This window comes from Acidovorax sp. 93 (assembly GCF_003633835.1).
In the GTDB taxonomy this organism is placed as follows: Bacteria; Pseudomonadota; Gammaproteobacteria; order Burkholderiales; family Burkholderiaceae_C; genus Acidovorax; species Acidovorax facilis.
On the sequence record NZ_RBIT01000001.1, the window covers coordinates 1,832,333 to 1,853,753 of the forward strand.

Sequence of the window (21,421 nt, forward strand, 5' to 3'; positions counted from 1 at the left end):
CATGCGTCATTTTTTGCCCCAATTCCCCCTGTACGCCACACTGGCCGACAAGCTCGGCTGGTGGGCGGTGCGCGCCCTGTGCGTGGCAGTGCTCGTGTTCCTGCTGACCCCCATCCTGGTGATGGTGCCGCTGTCGTTCTCCGAGAGTTCATTTCTGGCCTACCCCATTCACGGCTGGTCGCTCAAGTGGTACCGCAACCTGTTCGAATCCGCCGAGTGGGCCCGCGCCACGCGCAACAGCTTCATCGTGGCACCTGCGGCCACGTTGATCGCCACGGCCCTGGGCACACTGGCGGCGGTGGGTCTGTCGCGGGCCGACTTCCGCTTCAAGGGCCTGCTCATGAGCATCCTGATTGCGCCCATGGTGGTCCCGATCATTGTGGTGGGCGTAGCCACCTACCTGTACTTTGCGCCGCTGGGCCTGGCCGACAGCTACTTCGGGCTCATCATCGTGCACGCCGCCCTGGGCGCACCTTTTGTGCTGACCACCGTGCTGGCGACTCTGGCAGGCTTCAACCACAACCTCGTGCGCGCCTCGCTGAGCCTCGGTGAGACGCCCTTCAACACCTTTTTTCGAGTGACGCTACCGGTGATTGCGCCGGGCGTGATCTCCGGCGCGCTGTTTGCGTTTGCTACCTCGTTCGACGAGGTGGTGGTCACGCTGTTCCTGGCCGGTGCCGACCAGTCCACACTGCCGCGCCAGATGTTCAACGGCATCCGCGAGAACATCTCGCCCACCATCGCCGCGGTGGCCACGTTGCTCATCCTGTTCACCACCAGCTTGCTGCTGGCGCTGGAGTGGCTGCGCGGTCGCAGGGCATGATGGAACACTCCCCTGAGTCGCTTCGCGCCTTCCCCCCGCTCTCGCATCGCTGCGCAATGCGGGCAGGAGGACGCAGCCAGCGCTGCGGGGCGGCCCTTGCGCGGCTACCCTCGCCTGTGCCGCGCCAGTTGCATTCGCTGCGCGCAAACGCGCCGCATCCGTGAGAACCAACCTGAATCCCCCCGCCCATGCCACATTGGTGACAAGCTCGACGGCAACGCGTGCTAGCCTTTCCCCCAATCTACCCGCCCATTTTTTCTTCACCCGGACGCCTCCCATGGACATGAAGACCTCCCCCCTCGCCCTGCTGAACGACCCCACCTTGCTCAAGACCGACGGCCTCATCAACGGCCAGTGGGTGGCAGGTAGCAGCCGCTTTGATGTGAACGACCCGGCCACGGGTCTCAAACTGGCCGATGTGGCCAACCTGGGCCCGGCCGACGCCGAGGCCGCGATTGCCGCCGCCAACGCCGCCTGGGGCCCCTGGAAGACCAAGACCGCCAAGGAGCGCAGCATCATCTTGCGCAAGTGGTTCGACCTGCTCATGGCCAATCAGGACGACCTGGGCCGCATCATGACCGCCGAACAAGGCAAGCCCCTGGCCGAAGCCAAGGGCGAAGTGGCCTACGGCGCGAGTTTTGTGGAATGGTTTGCCGAAGAGGCCAAGCGCATCAACGGCGAGACCCTGCCCCAGTTCGACAACAACCGCCGCCTGCTGGTGCTCAAGCAACCCATCGGCGTGTGCGCGGCCATCACGCCATGGAACTTCCCGCTGGCCATGATCACCCGCAAGGTCGCGCCTGCACTGGCTGCGGGCTGCCCCGTGGTCATCAAGCCGGCCGAGCTGACACCACTCACCGCCCTGGCCGCCGCCGAGCTGGCCATCCGCGCGGGTATTCCGGCCGGTGTGTTCAACATCCTGCCCGCAGACAGCGACAACTCCATCGCCATCGGCAAGGTGCTGTGCGCGAGCGACGTGGTGCGCCACATCAGCTTCACGGGCTCCACCGAAGTGGGCCGCATCCTGATGGCGCAGTCCGCCCCCACGGTCAAGAAGATGTCGCTGGAACTGGGTGGCAACGCGCCCTTCCTCGTGTTTGACGACGCCGACACCGACAGCGCCGTGGAAGGCGCCTTTGCCAGCAAGTACCGCAACGCGGGCCAGACCTGCGTGTGCACCAACCGGTTTTATGTGCAGGAAGGTGTGTACGACGAGTTCGTGACCAAGTTCGCCGCCAAGGTCAAGACAGCCAAGGTGGGCAACGGTTTTGAAGCCGGGGTGAACCAGGGCCCGCTGATCGAGGAAGCAGCCTTGACCAAGGTACAGCGCCACGTGGACGACGCGCTGGCCAAGGGCGGCCAGGTGGTGGCCGGCGGCCAGCGCCTCACCAGCCTTGGCTCCGGCCAGTTCTTCGAGCCCACGGTGGTCGCCAACGCCACGGCCGATATGCTCTGCGCGCGCGAGGAAACCTTTGGCCCCTTTGCCCCGGTCTTCAAGTTCAAGACCGAGCAGGAAGCCATCGACGCGGCCAACAACACCGAGTTTGGCCTGGCCAGCTACTTCTACAGCCGCGACGTGGGCCGTATCTTCCGCGTGACCGAGGCGCTGGAATATGGCATGGTGGGTGCCAACGTGGGCATTCTGGCCACCGAGCACGTGCCCTTTGGCGGCGTCAAGCAGTCGGGCCTGGGCCGCGAAGGCTCGCACTACGGCATGGACGACTACGTGGAGATCAAGTACCTGTGCCTGGGGGACATTCAGAAATAAGCAGCCCCATAAAATGCTACTTATTTTATAGCTGCTAGCGCTTTACCAATAAGCGCTAGCAGCAAAAATCATTCAAATTTTGGTGGCTGGCGGTTGGTGTAGCTCGCGTTGCCCAGCCCCGTGCCCACCGTCAGCACGGCCCAGCGCTCCACGTCCTGCATGAAGGGCATTTCAGACAGGCCCTGCACCACGGCATCGTTGTGCAGGCACACCTGGGTGCGGCCGTCGCCGATGTGCGGTAGCCGCTCGCACAGGTCACGAGGCAGGTGAAAGCGGGTGCTCTCCCAGTTGCCCGGCAGGTTCTGCGTGCCCCCGGCCAGCGAGCCGTCTTCCACGATGAGCCCCGGGCAGGCCACGCCGATGTAGGGCGCCAGGCGGATCTTCTTTTTCTCGGCGTACGCGATCAGGCCTTCGAGCAGCATGGCGATGCCCTCGACCAGTTCGTCGCGCCGGGGTTCGTCGTTGGCATGGGCCCATTTCTCGCGGCGCACCACCTCGGCCAGCGAAAGATCGGGGGCGCGGTGCAAATGGGTTTGCACAATGCCGCAGCGCACATTGGTGCCGCCAATGTCCACCGCCAGGATGGCGTCGTAGCTTTGCAGCAGCGCGGGGGGCGCCAGGTGCACCCAGCCAATCAGGCCGCCCTCGTCCGCATGGTGGCGCAGCGTGCGCAGCTCCACGGGCACCTTTTCGGCCTTGAGGATCTTGCGGGTGCAATCGATGGCGCGGCCACCCACCTCGCTCTGGTGAAAGCCCCCGCCGGTGATGATGCGCTCGACGCCGCGCCAGGTCTTGTGTTTCAGAAATCGCTGCACCACATGCGCCAGCTGCATCGCGTAGTCTTCCGACGCGGCTTCGATGGCTTGGGCGGCCACGCCGTCTTTCTCCAGCAACGAATCCAGCTTATGTTTGCTGAGTTCGCGCGTGGGCTTGGTGCCCATAGGGTCCTTGCCCTCCATGGATGCATACAGCTTGCGCCAGGCATCGAGCATGTGGCGAAAGGCCGTGCGGCTGGCGACATCCCCCACATAGCCTTCGCCGTCGCTCAACTCGAGGCTATAGCCTTCGATGATGACCGAGGCCAGCCGCATGTCGCCATGCGGCCCGACGATGCCCAGCTCGCGTTGTGCCTTGGCGTCCTTGCCTTCCAGCGCCGTGCTTGGCTTCTTGCTGGCGGCGGGTTTCTGTGCTGAGTTCTTGTCTTTGGAAGCCATTCATTTCCTCACTCGATAGTGCTCCTCCAAAGGAGGCCGTTCCAGCATGGTGGCGTGGGTGGCGGCCGCGTGGCGTCAGCCAATGGCTTGACATGCCCTACCGGATGGGCGCGCGCCCATGCCGTCATCCGTGCAGCATGCGCGGTCAAAACAACAGCAAAGGCAAGGACGGGGGGGGATGATCAGCCGAAGGGGGCTGGTGAAGGGAATCGAACCCTCGTATGAAGCTTGGGAAGCTGCCGTTCTACCATTGAACTACACCCGCCTTCTGTAAGCCGTTGGTGGACAACGGTATTTCAGTGAGGCCTGTGAAAACACCGGGTTGGCAGTTGCCGCGCCAGAGTTTCATCAGCAGCCGTATTGTAGCCACGCGGCGGCGCGCCCGAAACGGGTTTGGCCAGAGGCTTGCGTCCCATGTTTGCGCCCCTTCGGCGGGATGCAGACCGAAGGCAGCACAATGGAGCCTTCACAACTACCCGCGAAAGAAGGAAAAGCCCCATGCAACTGAGCGACGACCGCACGCAGGCCACCCTGGCAATCAACAAAACGCTCACAGCGCCAGAGATCGAAAATCTGATTCGTGAGTTGGCCATGTTGCGCTCGCAGATGACGCCTGAAGTCACCCCGGCCCCCCAGGACGGCAATGGGAGCGGGGTCCCGGTGATGTCGCAGGACAACCCCACGCTCGCCATCCAGTACCCGCTGGAAGACGCGCACGTCACCGTGTACCTGCGCAGTATCGGCCTGGGCTGGACCGCATGGCGGCTGCATCCCGACACCCAGCGGGCATTGGCTGAATTCTTCAATTCACGGCTTCCAAAAAGCGCGCCAGCCAAGAGCAAGCCCATTCCGTTTCGCTAATCCTGCCATGGCGAAGCTCCGCTAGCGCCCGCGAGTGCGCGAGCGTTCAGCCGGAGATTGCCGGGTTGCGGGAGCCCCCACGCGCCCGGTTTGGCAAACCGGGGCTGGCACTGGCGCCACCCAGATTGAACTGCGCAATGGCAGACACCATCTGGTGTGCCTGCGTCTGCAGGCTGCTGGCCGCAGCAGCCATTTCTTCCACCAGGGCGGCATTCTGCTGAGTAGTCTGGTCCAGTTGCGTCACTGCCTCTCCCACCTGGCCCACACCAGCGGTCTGCTCGCTGCTGGCAGCGCTGATTTCAGAGACCATGTCGGCCACGCGCTGGATAGAGCTCACGACTTCCTGCATCGTGGTGCCCGCCTGATCGGCCAGCACCGAGCCCTGCTGCACCATGGCGCTGCTGGCGCCGATCAGTTCTTTGATGGCCTTGGCCTCGGCGGCGGTGCGCTGAGCCAGGTTGCGCACTTCAGCAGCCACCACGGCAAAGCCCCTGCCTTGCTCGCCAGCACGAGCGGCTTCAACCGCAGCGTTCAGGGCCAGGATGTTGGTCTGGAAAGCAATGCCGTCGATGACGCCAATGATGTCGGCAATCTTCTGGCTGCTGGTGTTGATGTCCTGCATGGTGCTGACCACCTTGGACACCACTTCACCGCCTTGCGCGGCCACACGGCTGGCGCCCACGGCCAGCTGGTTGGCCTGGCTGGCGCTGTCGGCGTTGTGTCGAATGGTGGCACCCAGCTGCTCCATGCTGGCCGCCGTTTCTTCCAGAGAGCTGGCCTGGCTTTCGGTGCGACCCGACAGGTCCTGGTTGCCTTGGGCGATTTCGGTGCTGGCCGACGACACGCTTTCGGCACTGGTGCGCACGGTGCTCAGGCTTTCTGCCAGGCGGACACGAAAGCCTTCCATGGCCAGGGCCAGGCTGCCGATTTCGTCGCGGGATTTCAGGGTGACTGCGTGGGTCAGGTCGCCCTGCGCCAGGTAACCCAGCGCGGTGCTCAGCTGCTGCACGGGCGCACCCACGAGGCGGCGTGTGGCCACCACCAGTACCACCGTCAGCAGTGCCAGCGCCACCAGCACACCCAGCCACAGCCAGGTGAGCACGCTGCGGGCCTCGCCCATCATTTCAGACTCCGGCGCCTCGGCCACTATGGCCCAGTTCCAGGGCTTGTAGCGCTCCACCGCGACATAACGCGCGGCAGTGTCACCGTCGCCACTGCGGCGCGGCGACCAGCTCGATTCAAAATCGCCGGTTTGCTCGATACCCGACAGTGAAGCAAGCCAGGCCTTGGCCTCATCCACTTTCTCATCGACCTTGAGCGCTGCGTTGGCGCCCGTCAAACCAAAAACGTTGCCCCGTGCAGGGCCTGCTGAAATATTGACCGCGTAGACAGCGCCCGTGGCAAACAGCTTCTGGCCCGCCATCACGGTGTTGAGCTTGCCCAGAATGGGGCCGATGTCCGAACCGATGAACAGGATGCCGATGGTGCGGTTGCCTTCGCGGATGGGTTCATACACCGTCATGTACTCCCGGCCAAACAGATTGGCGCGGCCGATGAAGGTTTTGCCTTCGTTCATCAGTTCGTAGGCAGGGTGCTTGCGATCCAGAAGGGTCTTGTAGGCGCGGTCTCCGTCCTGCTTCTTGAGCGAAGTGGTCACACGGATGAAGTCGTCGCCCGTGCGCGCGAAGATGGTGGCGACGGCACCCATGCTGTCTTTGGAAAACCGATCCACCACCTCAAAGTCGCCATTGATCGGCACCCCCTGAAATGCCAGCGTGGCCTCGGGCTTGCCGTCAGCCCCCGGCGCATCGCTGAGCGAAAAATTGCCCGGAAAATTGGCCTTGAACAGGGTGAAATCGCGTTTGGCCTGCTCTTGCGCGGTTTCGTCAAACGTCTGCACCAGGGTGCGCAACTGGGCTGCGTATTGCTGGGCATCGCCGCGCGATAGCCGTCCAAAGTTTTGCCAGAGCAAGGCGCTGACGATACCCATGGTGATGAGCAGCACAAGCAGCAGGCTGAGTAACGCCGCAAGCGACAGCTTGAACGCGACGGAACGGTGTGTGGTGGTGGGGCTCATTGTTGTTTTCTTCTGCAGTTTCCGGGCCCTCTGCCCAGAACAGGTAACCAAGTTACCTTATCTGTGTGTAAAAACAAAACCCAAAGCAATGCCATGCTTTCATGAGGGCCACCCAGCCCTCAACGAGCAAATAGCGATTACTAGTGGTAAACCCTAATCTTCCAGACTCAGCCGCTGCCTGCTCTCAAACATCCGCGGCACGCCCAACACCGGGTCCGCAAACTCCAGGGACCGCGCCAGCAGTTGCAGAGGCCGCGAGTAGTCTCCTTCGGGAGGATCGTTGACCACAGGATAGAACGGGTCGTTGCGCAGGGGCAGGCCCAACGCTGCCATGTGTACGCGCAGTTGGTGCCGTTTGCCGGTGATCGGCATGAGGCGGTACCGGGCCCAGGCGCCAGACCTTGCTACCTCCAGCATCTGCATCTGCGTGTGGCTGTTAGGCTCGCCTGGCACTTCCTGCATGCGAAAGAACTGAGGGCTTTCCTCCAGGCGGCTCATGTGTTCGCGCGGAAACACGAGGTCTTCGCGCCACGGCGCAATCGCGTCGTAGAGTTTGGTGATCTGCTTGTCACGGAACAGCGCCTGGTAGGCCCCGCGTGTGCGCTGCTGCACCGACAGCAGCACCAGCCCCGCCGTGTCTCGGTCGATGCGGTGCAGGGGCGACAGTTCAGGCAACCCCAGCTGGCGCTTGAGGCGCACCAGCAGTGTGTTGTGCAGATAGCGTCCCGACGGTGTCACGGGCATGAAATGGGGCTTGTCGGCCACCACGAGGTGCTCGTCCTGGTACAGCACCGTTTCTGTGAAAGGCAAGGCGGGCTCTGCGGGCAGGCTGCGGTAGTAGTACACGCGCAAGCTGCCTTCAAACGGCCGCCCGGGCGACACGGGCTCCCCGCGTTCGTCCACCACATCCCCCGCCTGCATACGCTGCAGCCATTCGTCGCGGGTCACGACGGGCAGACGCTGCGCCAGAAAGTCCAGCATGCTGCCCTGCCCCTGGCTGGGCAGCACCACGCAGCTTGGGCCCACGCCATCGCGCATGGGCGGGGCGTGGGGGTGGTGGGGGTTGTGCATGGTGCGCGGATTTTAGGGCGCGGCAGCACCGTTTTCCGCCTGTAGGACAAGGGCGGCAGTTGCGCCTGCACTGCCACTGGGCGCGCCAATGCGGGCTAGCATGAACCCAGGAGGCCCGGTGCCGCATGAGCAAACGCGGCACCCACCCATGTCCCGCGCAGCATGGCTGTTCTGCGGCATGCGGCCATAACCCATACACCCTTCATGCCGTCACCTACCACGCCTTCTGCCGATCTTCCCCGCCCTGCCGCGTCCACCGGCCACCCCGCACCCGCCTCGGGGGTTGGTCGACGTGTAGCACGGTGGTTGCTGGTGGCCCTGGGTGTGGTGGCCGCGCTGCTGGTGCTGCTCGGCGCCTTGCTGGCCGTGATCGACTGGAACCGTGCAAAACCCTGGGTCAACGAAAAAGTCAGCGAAGCCACGGGCAGGCACTTTGCGATTGAGGGCGAATTGTCGGCAGCCTGGCACTGGCCCCAACCCCTGGAGGAAGGATGGCGACGATGGATACCTGGCGTCACCGTCCAGGCCGAGCGCCTGGTGATGGACCAGCCGGCGGGGTTCATCCCCCCCTTCCAGCGTGCCGATGGCAAAACGCCTCCCAAGGACAACGCCGATCTGCCGGAAGCGCCCACCATGGCCCGCATCGGCAGCGCCACCGCCACGGTGCGCCTGCTGCCGCTGCTGGGGCGGCACCTGTCGATCGACACCGTGGCACTCACCAGCCCCCAGGTGGCGCTGGCCCGCACCGCCGATGGCACCAACAACTGGACCTTTGAGCGCAAGGACGGCCCCAGGAGCGGGTGGAGCTTCGATGTAGACCGGCTCGTGCTCAAGCAGGGCGTGTTGGCCTATGCCGATGGCATGAAAGACCTGGACCTGCAGGCGCGCGTTGACACAACGGAGCCCATTGCCCCCACCAGCCCACCCGGCAGCCCGGTCGCCAAGGCTTCCGCCAGCGCCGCCAGTGGCACAGCCCCGACGGCAGCGATCGCGGCCCCCGGCACATCCTCCCAGGGGGCGATGCCCTATGGCCTGCGCTTTGAACTGAAGGGCCGCTATGCCAAGGCCCAAATCAAGGGACAGGGGCGCGCGGGCCAGGTCATCAGCCTGCGCAACAAGGTGGTGAACTATCCGCTGCAGATTGATGCCAGCGCGGGCAGCGTGGCACTGTCGGCTGAAGGGGTGCTGGCCAACCCCGGGGCGCTCTCGGGGCTGGATTTTCAGGTGTTCCTCCAAGGCGGCAGCATGGCCGATCTGTACGACCTGACCGGGCTGGTGCTGCCCAACACCCCGGCGTTTGAAACGCGCGGACGGCTGACCGGGAGCCTGGAACCCGAACGCGCGGTGTGGGAGTACAACGATTTTCGCGGCAAGGTGGGTCAGAGTGATCTGCAGGGGTCGCTGAAATACACCTCGGGCAAACCGCGCCCCCGGCTCACCGGCACCATGACATCGAACCAGCTGCGCCTGGCAGACCTGGGGCCGACGCTGGGCACCCGCGTGTCCGGCAACACGCAACGCACCCGCAGCCAGGGTGGCAAGGTGCTGCCGGATTCGCAATTTGCGGCCGAGCGGTGGAATGCCATGGACATGGACATCGTGTTCAAGGGCCGCCACATCATCCGCCCCGAGAGCCTGCCGCTGCAGGACCTGAGCACACGCGCCGTAATGGAAAACGCGCAGCTCAGACTGGCGCCCCTCACGTTTGGCGTGGCAGAAGGCAAGATCGAATCGCAGGTCACCATCGATGGCCGCAGCGCCCCCCTCAAGGCCCAGATACGCGGCACCGTGCAGGGACTGCAGTTGTCGGCCCTGTTCCCCAAGGTGCAGCTCATGAAGAAAAGTTTTGGCCGCATGGACGGAGCCATTGCCCTGGAGAGCACCGGCAACAGCATGGCCGTACTTCTGGGCCACGGCACGGGCGAGATGCGCCTGTATGTGCGCGAGGGCACGCTGAGCAAGCAGATGCTGGACCTGGCCGCGCTCAACGTGGGCAGCATCGTCGTGGGCAAGCTCTTCGGCGAAAACAAGGAAGTGCACCTGCGCTGTGCGGTGGCCGACTTCATGGTGGTGGATGGCTTGGCAACCGCCCGCGTCGTGAAAATGAGTACCGACGATGCCGTGGTGGAGGCCACGGGCACCATCGACCTGGGCACCGAGGCACTGGACCTGCGCATCAAGCCCGAATCCTTGCAATGGAAGTTCTTTTCGCTGCGTTCACCCCTGTATGTGAGGGGCACGTTTGGCAACCCGGATGTGGGCGTCGAGGCGGGGCCGCTGCTGCTGCGCGCAGGCGCTGCGGTGGTGGCCGCCGTGGTGGCCCCCGCCGCGCTGGCCCTGGTGCCCATCACCGTGCCGGCAGCAGACGACGACACCCATTGCAAGCCGCTGCTGAACTTGGCCCAGCAGCCTGTCAAGCCCGGAGTCCAGGGGGCAGCCGGCACGGCCTCGCAGCCTGCACGGCAGGCCGCCAGCAAGGCAGACCCTTCGCGCTGATTCACAGCGACTGCAACGATTGCGAGCGCGGAATAATCGCGCCATGAAAATGGCAAAAATTCTGGGCCTCACCCTGCTGGCCGTGCTGGTGGGGGGCCTGTTACTGCCAGAGCGCATCCAGATCCCTGTGGCCGGGGCCTCCGCAAAAGACTGGAATTCCAAGTCCTTCTGGTTCGAACCCTGGGGCAGCTCGGGTGTGCACAAGGGCATCGACATCTTTGGCAAGACCGGCACGCCAGTGCTGAGCACTACGGATGGCGTCGTGCTGTTCACAGGAGAAATCGCCAAAGGCGGCAAGGTGGTGCTGGTGCTCGGGCCGCGCTGGCGGCTGCATTACTTTGCGCACCTGGACTCGATCCGCACAGGCGCCTTCTCCTTCGTGGCGTCTGGAGATGCGATTGGCACGCTGGGCGCCAGCGGCAATGCACAGGGCAAGCCGGCACACCTGCACTATTCCATCGTGCGAATGCTGCCCGCGCCGTGGAAGGTGGATGGCGCTACGCAGGGCGTCAAAAAAGCGTTCTTCATCGACCCCCACGCTTATCTGCTGGAGCGGTGACCGCAAGGGAGTCAGAAGGATGATCCGAAGCGCTCCGAAGGTCAGTGAAAGTCCCGGCTACCCTGCAGCGCCTGGGCCATGCGACCGAGCAGCGGTGTCAAGTCCTTGAAACGCTGGGCCACCAGGTGGCGCACTACCGACGCTGATGGCGACGGCGCATCGGACCCCTCCCCCTCGGGCACGCTGCACTGCCACACGCCTTCCACCGCCAGCAATTGCGACCTGAGCAGCGCATTGCGCCATGTCTCCACCAGCGCAGGCCACACGATCACGTTGACGGGGCCCGTCTCGTCCTCCAGCGTGACGAACATCGTGCCTTTGGCCGTGCCGGGGCGCTGGCGCACAGTGACGATGCCGCAGGCGCGCACCTTGCGGCCATGGGGCACGGTGTTCAGTTGCAGGGCGGTCTGCAGGCGCCAGCGCGCAAGGCGCGGGCGCAGCAGGGCCAGCGGGTGGCGGCGCAGTGTGAGGCCGGTGGCGGCGTAGTCGAAAAGAATCTCTTCGCCCTCGGGCGCGGCGAGCAGTTGCAGGGGCGCTTCGTGCACGGGCACATCGCGCAGCAGGGGCGGTGCCGTGTGCTGCGCGGCCGCCTCCCACATCTGCTGGCGCCGGTGGCCTGACAGACCCGCCAGCGCATCGGCTGCAGCGAGCGCCTGTAGGTCTTGCTGGCTCAGCTGTGCGCGCAGGGCCAGGTCTTCGGTGTTGGCAAAGGCAGGGCCTGTAGCGCGGGCCTCTACCAGTCGTTCGGCAGCATCTTTGTGCAGGCTGCCCACCAGCCGCAAGCCCAGACGCACAGCGGGCTGCGGCAGTGGCGGCACGCCCAGCCCCCGCGCCGGTCTCAGTGGCTCTGGTGTGCCCTCCAGCGTGCAGTCGATGTCGCTGCAGGTCACGTCGATGGGCAGCACACGCACGCCGTGGCGGCGCGCATCCTGCACCAGTTGCGAGGCGGTGTAAAAACCCATGGGCAACGAATTGAGCAGCGCGGCCAGAAAACACGCGGGCTCATGGCATTTGAGCCAGCTGCTGGCATAGGCCAGCAAGGCAAAGCTGTGGGCGTGGCTTTCAGGAAAGCCATATTCGCCAAAGCCCAGCATCTGCTGGAAGATGGCCTGGGCAAACTCGGTACGGTAACCACGCGCTTCCATGCCTCCGACCAGTGGGCGCTCGAACCGGTGCACGCCGCCCTTGCGCTTCCAGGCCGCCATCGACCGGCGCAGATCGTCCGCCATGCCGGCAGAGAACCCGGCCGCCACCATGGCGATCTGCATCACCTGCTCCTGAAAAATCGGCACGCCCAGCGTGCGCGCCAGGGCCGCTTCCAGTTCAGGCTTCTCCAATTGCAGTGGCTCGCCCCTGCGCCTGCGTTCGCGCGCCTGCAGGTAGGGGTGCACCATGCCGCCCTGAATAGGCCCGGGCCGCACAATCGCCACCTCCACCACCAGGTCGTAGAACTCGCGCGGCCGCAGGCGCGGCAGCATGCTCATCTGCGCGCGGCTTTCGATCTGGAACACGCCCACGGTATCGGCGGCGCAGATCATGTCGTAGGTGGCGGGGTCTTCGCGCGGAATGCCCTGGAGGTCCCAGCGCTCACCGCGCAAGGCTTCGCGCAAATTCAGGCAGCGGCGCAGCGCGCTGAGCATACCCAGGGCCAGCACATCGACCTTGAGCAGGCCCATGGTGTCCAGGTCGTCCTTGTCCCACTGGATGACCGATCGGTGCTCCATGCTCGCGGGCTCCACGGGCACCAGGCGCGTGAGCTTGCCCTGCGTGAGCACAAAGCCGCCCACATGCTGGCTCAGGTGGCGCGGAAAGCCTTTGAGGTCCGCCGCAAGCTCCAGCCACAACTGGGCCGTGTGCCGGTGCAGCGGTGCACCCAGGCTTTCAGCCAGTTCCTGCAACCGGTCGGTGGCAAACTGCTCGTCAAACCAGTGGTGGTCCTTGGCAAAGGCATCGACCAAGGACGGCGCCACGCCCAGCGCCTTGCCCACATCGCGCAGTGCGCTGCGCGTGCGGTAGGTGGTAACCACGGCCGCGATGGCGGCGCGCTCGCGGCCGTATTTTTCGTAGATGTACTGGATGACCTCCTCGCGCCGGTCGTGCTCGAAGTCCACGTCGATGTCGGGCGGCTCCTTGCGCTCTTTGCTGATAAAGCGCTCGAACAGCAGGTGTGAGTTTTCGGGCGGCACGGCCGTGATGCCCAGCATGTAGCAGACCACCGAATTCGCGGCCGAGCCACGCCCCTGGCACAGGATGCCCTGGCTGCGCGCGTAGCGCACGATGTCGTGCACCGTGAGGAAGTACATCTCGTACTGGCAGTGTGCGATAAGGTCCAGCTCTTTGCGGATCTGCGCCTGCACCTTCTGTGGCGCGCCCTGCGGGTAAACGCCTTGCACGCCCACCTGCACCAGCCAGGCCAGGGCCTGCGCGGGGGTCATGCCAGCGGGCACGGTCTCCAGCGGGTACTGGTACTTGATTTCGTCCAGGGTGAACGTGCAGCGCCCCGCCACGGTGAGCGTGGCGTCCAGCAACTCGGGCGGATAGACGCCCGCCAGCCGCACGCGCCGGCGCAGATGGCGCTCGGCATTGGGCTGCAGCGCAAACCCGCATTCGCCCACGCTGCGGCCCAGGCGTACGGCGGTGATCACATCCTGCAGTGGCTTGCGCGAACGGGCGTGCATGTGCACATCGCCCGCTGCCACCAGCGGCAAGCCCAGCGCCGCACCCACACGCTGCAGCGTGGCCAGCCACAGGCTGTCGTCCGGGGCCAGGTGCAGTTCGACCGCCAACCAGATATGGCCATCAAAATATGAGTCAAATTGGCCTCTAGCGCTGGATAGACAAGCGCTAAAAGCTATCAAATCAGAAGCATCAAAGCGTTGCCGGATAGGCGCCAGCAGCAATTCGCACCCTTGCAGCAATCCCCAGGGGCTGCAAGGGCCCACGTGGTACTGCCCCTTGGATGCGACCGCACGGGCCGCGGTGATGAACTCACACAGATTGCCCCAGCCCTCGGCATCGCGCGCCAGGGCCACCAGCCGCAGGTCGTCACCCCACAAAAACTCGCTGCCCACGATGAGGTGCAAACCACATTCCTTGGCGGCCTCCCAAGCGCGCACCACACCCGCCACCGAGCATTCGTCCGTCAGCGCGAGGGCCTGGTAGCCCAGCGCCAGCGCGCGCTTCACGAGTTCCTGTGGATGCGATGCACCACGCTGGAAGCTGAAGTTGGACAGGCAGTGCAGCTCGGCATAGCCCGGCAGCACGGTGGCTTGTGCAGGCGATGCAGAGGAAGGTGTCAGGCCCATGGAGCCTCCGCAGACATCACCCAAACACCCCATGCAGGAACCAGCGATGGGGCCGCACGGCGACAGGGGGACCATCCGACACGGACGGCACCGGCGCCAGCCGCTCGCGGAACACCCACACCAGCCCCGCCACATCGTTGTGCGCCACAAAGTAGTCGCGCAAGGCCAGGGCACCTTCACCGGGGGCCGGGCCTGCGCCCTCCCCGGCCGCAGACCACCAGCCCGCTTCAAAGCGGTGGGGCCCGGCCAGCAGTCGCAGCAGGCCGTGGTGGCAGGGGCGGTTGCCCTGCACCGCCAGCCGCCGGGGCGGGTTCAGCAGCCAGGTGGGCAGCAGCAGGGCATCGGGGGCTGCATCCAGCGCCGTCTTGGCAACACTGACGGAGGCATTCCGGGCTGCAGCGTGCTTTGCGGCCGCCGCCGTCACGCGCAGCACCTCGGCCGCCGGGCGCCACTGCTGCATGCATTCGGGGCGGTGGTCGGCCTGCAGCACCGGGGCCTGCACATGGTCTGCTCCCAGGCGGGCTGACAGGCGCTCCAGCAACTGGTGTAAAGCCTCGCCCTGGGCGCCAGCAGGGTCTGCGCCGCCCAGATGGTCAGGCGGCAGCAGGCTCGCACTGCGGTGTGGCAGCGGGGCCGCCTCCAGCAAACGCAGCGTGATCTGATTGACCGGCGCGGCCAGCGTGGTGCGCGCCAGATTTTCAGACAACAGGCGCCGCAGATGCCCCATGTCCTGCGTGGCCTGCGCCGTGCGCACCTGCAGCGCCTGCGTGGGGGCGATGACCACACCATCGATGCGCCGCAGGTCATGGCGCCAGGCCAGCTCCAGGCCCAGCACGCCCTGCTGCCGCGCTTGCAGCCAGCCTTGCAAGGCCGTGAGGCAGCGGCTGGCGCTCCAGAGCAACGCATCGGCCGACTCTGCCAGCGCAGGCAACTCGCCCGTCAGCACAAACTGCTCGGGCAGCTCCAGCCAGGCGTGGGCCTCGGGGGCATCTCCCAGGGCCTGGTCCAGCACCCGCAGCACCGCCGCACCAAAACGCCGCGACACCCCGGCGCGGGGCAGCGCCCGCAGTGCCCCCCAGGTGCGGCAGCCCATGCGCTCCAGGCTGGCCACATGCGGGCGCAAGGCTGTGAGTGTGTGCAGAGGCAGGCTCAGCGGCCCCTGTGCAGGGAGAGCCTGCCCCGCCAACGCCATACGCAGCCGGGCCTGCGCCACCAGGGCGGTGGGGCCACTGCCCCAGTTCACGGGTGCGCCCGTCGGCTGTGCGCCCGCCGCCGTCCCTTCCCCTGCAGGCCCACACTCGCCAGCGACCTGGGCAGCGGGGGGGGCGGAGCACCTGGCAGATGCCCCGGCCCAGGCCCAGGCCTGCAGCACCTGGGCCAGCAGCACTTCGCGCCCGCCCCACAGCCGCTCGGTGGTGGACACCTCCAGCAGCACGGCCTCTGCATCCACCAGTGCCACACGCGGGGTAAAACGCAGGGCCCACCAGCCTGCCGCAGCGGTGGGCACAGCCCCTGCAGGCGGTGCGGATGCCTCATCGCACCAGGGCAATGGCAGCGCGATCCAGTGCATGCGCCCTCCCCTCTGGCCCCGCCCCCAACGGCACCAGCAGCTCCAATGAAGGGCGCATGGGCAACGCCCCCGATGCCTTGGCTGCCGCAGCAAGGCGACCTGCCACCAAGGTGCTACCAGCATCCACCTGCGCTGCACGCCGGCGCCCGGCCTGGGCCGCCAGCACCTGGGCCAGCCGGGGATGACAGCCCGGCAGATCCAGCCCTTGCGCCAGGGGCGGCCCCCGGCGCTTGAGAATTTGCACCTGCATCCCGGGGACTGTGCATACACCTCCCGGCATGGCCATCCCCTGCACCTGTAGCCGCAGCAAGGCTGGTGAGGCCTGCGCCGCAGCACTGGCCGGGCGAAACACCCATAGCAGTTGACGTTGCTGCGCTGCTGCCAGTTGCAGCCTGCGCAGGGCTGCGGACTGCACCTGCGGCAGCCAGGCCATCACGGCCAGAACCTCCCGGCAACGCAACGCCTGCTCTGCCGCCCAGAGCGCAGCGGCGGCATCGGCCCGCACCACACACAGCCGCTCGGCTGACAAGCCCTGGGCCTGCAGCGCCGGTCCAAAAGGCTCGCAAGGCGGCGCTACCACCACCACCGCCCCCGAGCGCGGGGCAGTGGCCTGTACCAGGGCAGGCAGCACCAGCTGCCATTCGTGCAGGCCCGCCAGGGGTTGCAGCACCTCGCTCAACGCCCCCACCGGCCAGCCCCCACCGGGCAACTGCGCATCCAGAGGACCATAACCGGTGGACTGCACCTGCAACTGGCCCGCACCCAATGCGTCCGCATGCCAGACACCGGGCACGGTCAATGGCAGATCGGACGCGACAACCCCCAGGGAGTGGCGTAGCGCAGGCATGGCGAAGACGAGAAGAACAATATGAATACTGTAAATATAACCAGTATTTCAAGCAGCGGGGCAACTGGCGGAGAAGACTTTGGGGTGAGGGGTTTTTGGAGGCAACGCGTCCCAGGCCCTATAAAACTGGGCCAACGCACACCACGCTCCCTACAATGGGCAGGACAAAAAAGAGAGGGTCCGTTGAATGAAAACAATCCAATCGGCAGCATTCGCCCTGTTGCTGCTCCTGTCCGGCAACACGTTCGCGGCCTATACGCTCTACTTTTTTGAAAGCGGTGGCAATGTGGTCGCCAGTGGCAGTGGCAGCCTGAATCTGGGGGCCCTCTCGCCTGCGGGCAGCGGGCCTCTGTCCCCCGGGGTCATTGCTTCGGCTGGGCTGGTCTTCACCGGCACGGCTGGCACCGTGGACGCCTACCTGGGGATATCCGGCCCACCAGCGTTCGGAGGCGGAGGCCCTGTCGGGGCGAATGCTGGATCTGGCGACATGGTGGGCCTGGACAGCACAATGCCCGGTTTCGTCTTCGCCCCGGCAGGTTACGTCTCGGGCTCTGCGCTCACGTCCTCGGCCACCTGGACTGCGACCTCGCTGGCCAGCCTGGGGCTCACACCGGGCACCTATCTCTGGACCTGGGGCACGGGCCCGACAGCGGATTCATTCACGGCCCACATCGGCATCGCGCCGCCAGCATCCATTCCGACGCTGTCTGAATGGGGGCTGCTGGTCCTCGCGGTGCTCATGGCTGGCTGGGCGATGCGCCATCGGTTCTGGCTGCGAAGCCGGGTGGGCTGACCACCCTTTTCAAAGCTTCCGCACTGCCCAATCACACCAATCCGCCACCGCTGCATCTGCAGGGGTGGCGCGGTCTGCCAGCTGCGGCCAGCGGCGATAGCTGGCATTCACAATACTTTGCAGCTGCCACAGCGCCTCGCGCCCCACCAGCGCCACTTCAGCCATCCCAATGGCATCGCCCTGCAACTGGGTCATGAGTTCACCCTGCTGCCGAGGGTGTGAACCGGCCTCCAGCAAGGCTTTTTGCAAAGCCAGCAGCCGCGCATCGAGGAACACAAAGGCGCTTCCCGGCAGTGCCTTGACACTGGTTTCGGGAGGCAGTGCGGTCTTGAGCTGATCCCAGCATTCAAAAGCTTCGGCCAGCAGGTCGATCTGGCGCGAGGCATCGTTGCCCAGCGGCATGAGGGCAGATTCCCGGGCGACTTCTTCCTGCAGCAGGGGCAGGATGTGCGCCACCAGGGCCGATGGAAATTTGCGATGGTTCAGCCGCAGCACCAGCGACAGGCGCTGCGCTGGCATGTCGTCGTATTTTTCATAGAACGCCGCCACCACCTCGGCCAGCAACAGGATGCGGCCCAGGACAGAGATGTCCGCACCGGCCAGGCCACGCGGGTAGCCGCTGCCATCCATGCGCTCATGGTGTTCCAGCACCGCCACATCCACAGCCCGGGGATAGACCTGGGTATCGCGGATCATGAGCATGGCGGTGATGGGGTGCGCCACCAGATGCTTGCGCTGAACACCAACGACCTTGTGGTCGGGATCGTCCCAGGCCGGATCCATGTGCAGCACACCCAGATCATGCAGCAAGGCTGCTGCCGCAAGATTGGCGCAGTCGCGCTCAGCAAGACCGCTTTTGATGCCCAGGAACACGGCCACCGTCATCATCTGCAGGCTGTGTTGAAACAGTCCGGGCCGCTGATCGCGCATCACGGTGAGCTTGCAGGCCATGGATGGAGGCAAGGGCAGCGAGCGCAACGGCGCCAGCAGCCGGGCCGCCGAACCGAGGGCTTCTGCCAGCAGGTTGGGCAGCACCTCCTGTTCGCTCATGGCCTGCCCCGCCGCGAGCAAAGCGGGTACGTCCACGGGATTCTCGATGGACAAATGGCGGTCAATGGGCTCGCGCAGCTTGTGCTGCACCAGGCGGTCATACAGGCGGCTATCGATGCGCGCGCCTTTTTCGACCAGCTTGATACCTTTGTCGGTGTAAATGGCTGCGTCAGCAACCACCGTGCGCCGGTCAGCCATGTCGGTCAACGCGCGCAAGTAGTGGGGGCTGTCCGAAGTGTCGATGCCCGCAGGCGCAAGGGTGTCCGTCATGCAGATAACAAAAGCTTATTCGGGACTATAGAGCGTTCTGCCTGAGGGGCATCCACGAAAAATACCCGGGCCACACGCAGTCTTGAGCCAGATCAAGTCCCAGTCGCCGTCCCCCAGTGTTTCACAAGGCCGGGAGACTTCCCTGCACGCCATTCACTACCCGATTCAGCCCGTCCTGCAACCATGGGGCACCATTCCGAATAAACGCTTCATTCATTGCATGCAAAAGCGGTTCAAGCCTTCTTTTGAGGCTAAAAATTTGGGTAAACCCTGAAATTTTCTGGCGGCATTGTTTCCAATACTGGAACAGTTAGTTTGCGACTCGGTGGTTTTTCTTTGGACTTCACCCGCGTACAGTTCAACCCATCGATGAGCCGAACCCGCAAGGCGACTCACCGAACCCGGTTCAGGAATGGTTTTTTGACCCGGCTTTTTTGAGACGCTTTTTAACTTCCAAGGATTTTCATCATGAACAACACCGCCCGCTTCCTCTCCATCGCTGCCGTTGCCGCTTTCGCCTCTTTCGGCGCACAGGCTGACGAAGCCGATGCTTCGCAATTCGCTACCAAATTTGAAACCAACCGCACCCGCGCTGAAGTGCAAGCAGAAGCCGCCAGCGTTGCCCAGACCCGCTCCATCGAGCCGGCAGGCTCGCGTGTGTTGACCTACACGTCCACGGCTGACCGCGCTGCCGTGCGTGCCCAGGCTGCAGAAGCCCTGCGCGCTGGCCAGATCCCTTCGGGTGAGCGTGGTTGATTCTTGTTGAATCCACGGTTCACACGTTTTCGTATTGCCAAGTACCTCGTCCCTATTTTTTGAATTTCACTGGAGTTTCACCATGAACAAGTCTGTCCGTTTCCTCTCTATCGCCGCTGTTGCCGCTTTCACTGCTTTCGGCGCCCACGCTGACGAAGCCGATGGTTCGCAATTTGCCCTGAAGTTCGACACGAACCGCACCCGTGCCGAAGTGGCCGCTGAAGCCGCCACTGTGGCCCAGACCCGCAGCATCGAGCCCGCTGGTTCGCGTGTGGTGACCTACACGTCCACGGCTGACCGCGCTGCTGTGCGCGCCCAGGCTGCTGAAGCCCTGCGCACTGGCAAGATCCCTTCGGGCGAATTCAGCGCCATGTAATTCGCACGGCAGGTGCTGCGGTCGTTGTCACGGCTGCAGCCTGATGCCGAAAGCAAAAGGCCGAGGCCCCTCACGGAGCCTCGGCCTTTTTTGCGTTTGAGGAACGCCCCCAACAACGGTCAAGGAATCAGCGTCACGCCCGTTTTGGCTTGCAGGGCATCAAACGTCACGCCCGGAGCCAGTTCCACCACCTTCAGGCCTTGGGGGGTGACGTCCATCACCGCCAGGTCGGTGATGATGCGGTCGACCACGCCCACGCCCGTCAGCGGCAGCGTGCACTGGGGCAGGATCTTCAGGTCTTCGGTGCCGTCCTTCTTCTTGGCAACGTGTTCCATGAGCACGATCACGCGCTTGACACCCGCCACCAGGTCCATCGCGCCGCCCATGCCCTTGACCATCTTGCCGGGGATCATCCAGTTGGCCAGATCGCCCTTTTCGCTGACCTGCATGGCGCCCAGGATGGACAGGTTAATCTTGCCGCCACGGATCATGGCAAAGCTGTCATGGCTGCCAAAGATGGACGAGCCCTTGATGGTGGTCACGGTCTGCTTGCCAGCGTTGATCAGGTCCGCATCCACCTCATCATCGTTGGGGAACGGGCCGATGCCAAGCATGCCGTTTTCGGACTGCAGCCACACTTCCTTGTCGGCGGGCACGAAATTGGCCACCAGCGTAGGGATGCCAATACCCAGATTCACGTAAAAGCCGTCTTCGAGCTCATGGGCGGCACGCGCCGCCATTTGGTCTTGACTCCACGACATATGTATTTCTCCAGCTTGTTCGGTGACGGCAGGCTTGCACGCCCGCTTTTCGATAAACGCAGGCTTAAACGCCCGCCTTCTCAGTGATGGTGCGCTTTTCGATGCGCTTTTCCGGGTTCGGGTTGTGCACGATGCGGTGCACATAGATGCCGGGCAGATGGATCTGGTCCGGCACCATGGCACCGGTTTCCACCACCTCTTCCACTTCAACGATGCAGACCTTGCCGGCCATGGCAGCGGCAGGATTGAAGTTACGGGCCGTCAGACGGAACTGCAGGTTGCCCGACTTGTCGGCGCGGTGCGCCTTGACCAGCGCCACCTCAGGCACGAGCGAGCGTTCCATCACATAGGTTTCGCCGTCGAACTCGCGCAGTTCCTTGCCCTCGGCCACGATGGTGCCCACACCGGTCTTGGTAAAGAAAGCAGGAATGCCCGCGCCGCCTGCACGCAGCTTCTCGGCCAGCGTGCCCTGGGGCGTGAACTCCAGCTCCAGCTCGCCGGCCAGGTATTGGCGCTCGAACTCCTTGTTCTCGCCCACGTAGGACGAAATCATCTTCTTGATCTGGCGGGTTTCCAGCAGCTTGCCCAGGCCAAAGCCATCCACACCTGCGTTGTTGGAAATCACGGTGAGGTTCTTGACGCCGGAATCGCGCAAGGCGTCGATCAGCGCTTCAGGGATGCCACACAAACCGAAACCACCCACAGCCATAAGCTGGCCGTCTGCAACCACGCCCTTGAGGGCCTCAGCTGCGGAGGGGAATAACTTGTTCACCACGATCTCCTTGTGAATTTGGATGCGCTACGATACTACGTACCCGATTAAG

General features: G+C 64.6%; 17 protein-coding genes and 1 tRNA gene. 8 read left to right on the forward strand and 10 right to left on the reverse strand.

Going from position 1 to position 21,421, the window contains the following annotated elements; genetic code table 11:
- Window position 1 precedes the first annotated feature (1 nt).
- Window positions 2-823: an ABC transporter permease gene (locus C8C93_RS08320; protein WP_121506540.1), complete on the forward strand. Its 822-nt coding sequence runs from the start codon at window positions 2-4 to the stop codon at window positions 821-823.
- 277 nt (window positions 824-1,100) lie between these two features.
- Window positions 1,101-2,591, forward strand: coding sequence for an NAD-dependent succinate-semialdehyde dehydrogenase (locus C8C93_RS08325; protein ID WP_121506541.1), 1,491 nt, complete (start codon window positions 1,101-1,103; stop codon window positions 2,589-2,591).
- 68 nt (window positions 2,592-2,659) lie between these two features.
- Here C8C93_RS08325 and C8C93_RS08330 read toward each other — a convergent pair whose 3' ends face one another.
- Both C8C93_RS08330 and C8C93_RS08335 read right to left on the reverse strand, forming a co-directional pair.
- A complete protein-coding gene (locus C8C93_RS08330) occupies window positions 2,660-3,805 on the reverse strand; it encodes an ROK family protein (protein ID WP_121506542.1) in 1,146 nt (381 codons plus the stop codon).
- A 193-nt stretch (window positions 3,806-3,998) separates the two neighbouring features.
- Window positions 3,999-4,071: transfer RNA gene (locus C8C93_RS08335), tRNA-Gly, on the reverse strand.
- A gap of 232 nt (window positions 4,072-4,303) precedes the next feature.
- On the opposite strand from C8C93_RS08335, the gene C8C93_RS08340 reads away from it, so the two are divergent.
- Window positions 4,304-4,666 carry a hypothetical protein gene (locus tag C8C93_RS08340; protein ID WP_121506543.1) on the forward strand — a complete coding sequence of 121 codons (363 nt, stop codon included), beginning with the start codon at window positions 4,304-4,306 and terminating at the stop codon, window positions 4,664-4,666.
- Between the two features lie 46 nt (window positions 4,667-4,712).
- On the opposite strand, the gene C8C93_RS08345 is transcribed toward C8C93_RS08340, so the two are convergent.
- Both C8C93_RS08345 and C8C93_RS08350 read right to left on the reverse strand, forming a co-directional pair.
- Window positions 4,713-6,743, reverse strand: coding sequence for a methyl-accepting chemotaxis protein (locus tag C8C93_RS08345; protein ID WP_121506544.1), 2,031 nt, complete (start codon window positions 6,741-6,743; stop codon window positions 4,713-4,715).
- A 153-nt stretch (window positions 6,744-6,896) separates the two neighbouring features.
- Window positions 6,897-7,814 (reverse strand): pseudouridine synthase, encoded by a 918-nt coding sequence (locus C8C93_RS08350; protein ID WP_121506545.1) that lies wholly within the window; start codon window positions 7,812-7,814, stop codon window positions 6,897-6,899.
- A gap of 204 nt (window positions 7,815-8,018) precedes the next feature.
- Between C8C93_RS08350 and C8C93_RS08355 the strand changes: the two genes are divergently transcribed.
- Window positions 8,019-10,310, forward strand: coding sequence for an AsmA family protein (locus C8C93_RS08355; protein WP_233559269.1), 2,292 nt, complete (start codon window positions 8,019-8,021; stop codon window positions 10,308-10,310).
- Between the two features lie 43 nt (window positions 10,311-10,353).
- On the forward strand, window positions 10,354-10,869 hold the full coding sequence (locus C8C93_RS08360) for a M23 family metallopeptidase (protein WP_121506546.1): 516 nt from the start codon (window positions 10,354-10,356) through the stop codon (window positions 10,867-10,869).
- A 41-nt stretch (window positions 10,870-10,910) separates the two neighbouring features.
- On the opposite strand, the gene C8C93_RS08365 is transcribed toward C8C93_RS08360, so the two are convergent.
- Genes C8C93_RS08365 through imuA form a run of 3 tightly spaced genes read right to left on the reverse strand, consistent with a single transcriptional unit; the run spans window position 10,911 to window position 16,591 of the window.
- Window positions 10,911-14,174: an error-prone DNA polymerase gene (locus tag C8C93_RS08365; RefSeq protein WP_121506547.1), complete on the reverse strand. Its 3,264-nt coding sequence runs from the start codon at window positions 14,172-14,174 to the stop codon at window positions 10,911-10,913.
- A gap of 16 nt (window positions 14,175-14,190) precedes the next feature.
- Complete coding sequence (locus C8C93_RS08370) at window positions 14,191-15,744, reverse strand: DNA polymerase Y family protein (protein WP_121506548.1); 1,554 nt, start codon at window positions 15,742-15,744, stop codon at window positions 14,191-14,193.
- Window positions 15,707-16,591, reverse strand: coding sequence for a translesion DNA synthesis-associated protein ImuA (gene imuA, locus C8C93_RS08375; protein ID WP_121506549.1), 885 nt, complete (start codon window positions 16,589-16,591; stop codon window positions 15,707-15,709). Before imuA ends, C8C93_RS08370 begins: the two co-directional genes overlap by 38 nt.
- Before the next feature lie 187 nt (window positions 16,592-16,778).
- Between imuA and C8C93_RS08380 the strand changes: the two genes are divergently transcribed.
- Window positions 16,779-17,384, forward strand: coding sequence for an IPTL-CTERM sorting domain-containing protein (locus C8C93_RS08380; protein ID WP_121506550.1), 606 nt, complete (start codon window positions 16,779-16,781; stop codon window positions 17,382-17,384).
- Window positions 17,385-17,393: 9 nt separating this feature from the next.
- Here C8C93_RS08380 and C8C93_RS08385 read toward each other — a convergent pair whose 3' ends face one another.
- Entirely contained in the window at window positions 17,394-18,704 is a 1,311-nt protein-coding gene (locus C8C93_RS08385) for an HD-GYP domain-containing protein (RefSeq protein WP_121506551.1), read from the reverse strand.
- Between the two features lie 468 nt (window positions 18,705-19,172).
- On the opposite strand from C8C93_RS08385, the gene C8C93_RS08390 reads away from it, so the two are divergent.
- The gene (locus C8C93_RS08390) at window positions 19,173-19,460 is read left to right on the forward strand and encodes a DUF4148 domain-containing protein (RefSeq protein WP_121419970.1); all 288 of its coding nucleotides are present in this window, start codon (window positions 19,173-19,175) and stop codon (window positions 19,458-19,460) included.
- Between the two features lie 82 nt (window positions 19,461-19,542).
- Window positions 19,543-19,836: a DUF4148 domain-containing protein gene (locus tag C8C93_RS08395; RefSeq protein WP_121419969.1), complete on the forward strand. Its 294-nt coding sequence runs from the start codon at window positions 19,543-19,545 to the stop codon at window positions 19,834-19,836.
- A gap of 119 nt (window positions 19,837-19,955) precedes the next feature.
- Here C8C93_RS08395 and C8C93_RS08400 read toward each other — a convergent pair whose 3' ends face one another.
- Window positions 19,956-20,597, reverse strand: a complete 642-nt coding sequence (locus C8C93_RS08400) for a CoA transferase subunit B (protein ID WP_121506552.1) — start codon at window positions 20,595-20,597, stop codon at window positions 19,956-19,958.
- 64 nt (window positions 20,598-20,661) lie between these two features.
- Window positions 20,662-21,369 carry a CoA transferase subunit A gene (locus C8C93_RS08405; RefSeq protein ID WP_055402415.1) on the reverse strand — a complete coding sequence of 236 codons (708 nt, stop codon included), beginning with the start codon at window positions 21,367-21,369 and terminating at the stop codon, window positions 20,662-20,664.
- Window positions 21,370-21,421 lie beyond the last annotated feature (52 nt).